At 31.4% G+C, this 1,044-nt stretch carries 1 protein-coding gene; it reads left to right on the plus strand.

The window, feature by feature from the left end; genetic code table 11:
• Positions 1–118: 118 nt before the first annotated feature.
• A complete protein-coding gene (locus tag SCA31_RS22405) occupies positions 119–1,012 on the plus strand; it encodes a Fic family protein (protein WP_410699267.1) in 894 nt (297 codons plus the stop codon).
• Positions 1,013–1,044 lie beyond the last annotated feature (32 nt).

Genomic DNA, 1,044 nt, shown 5'->3' on the forward strand with positions numbered 1-1,044 from the left:
AAGCGTATTCCTTTAATAAATTAAATCCTCAATCTTAGCCGTTATCGGCAAAAAAATAGATAATATCAACTTTTACTTATTGTATATTTGCCGATGACGGTATTTGTTATTATTAGTTATGAATTATATTTCGGTCAACGAATTTGCAAAAAAATGGAATATTCCGGAAAGAACTATTCGGAATTATTGTGCTACGGGAAAAATCAAAGGAGCTTTCCTAACAGGTAAAACTTGGAATATTCCAGAAGATTCGACATTGCCGGAGAAAGGGAATAAGAAAAAATATAGTAATAATATTTTACTCAATCATCTTAAAGAACAAAAAGAAATGAAGCTCAAAGGTGGTATTTACCATCGCACGCAAATTGATTTGACCTACAATTCCAACAAGATTGAAGGAAGCAGGTTAACCCACGACCAAACCCGCTATATTTTTGAAACCAATACCATCGCAGCATCCAAAGAAAGTGTAAATGTGGACGATATTATAGAAACCACGAACCACTTCCGATGTATTGATTTAATTATTGATAAAGCTAAAAATAAACTCACTGAATCATTTATTAAAGAGTTACATTTTCTCTTGAAATCAGGTACTTCAGATAGCAGAAAAGATTGGTTCAATGTTGGTGAATACAAAAAATTGCCTAATGAAGTCGGGGGAAATGAAACTTGTCCGCCTAAGGAAGTATCTTCAAAAATGAAAGTATTACTTTCTGATTATCATAGTATTGAAAAGAAGAGTTTTAAAGATATTATAAATTTTCATTATCAATTTGAAATCATTCATCCATTTCAAGACGGTAATGGTCGTGTAGGTAGGTTGATAATGTTTAAAGAATGTCTCTCCAATAATATAGTTCCTTTCATTATAGATGAAGAGCTCAAGTTATTCTATTACAGAGGTTTACAGGAGTGGACTCGTATAAGAGAATATCTGTTAGACACTTGTCTTACAGCTCAGAATAATTATAAAGCTATTCTTCAGTATTTTGAAATAAAGTTTGATTAGATTTGGGATTATTTTTCTTTTAGTAAAGGGCT

The sequence above is a fragment of the Chryseobacterium sp. SIMBA_028 genome (assembly GCF_046535285.1).
Taxonomy (GTDB): domain Bacteria; phylum Bacteroidota; class Bacteroidia; order Flavobacteriales; family Weeksellaceae; genus Chryseobacterium.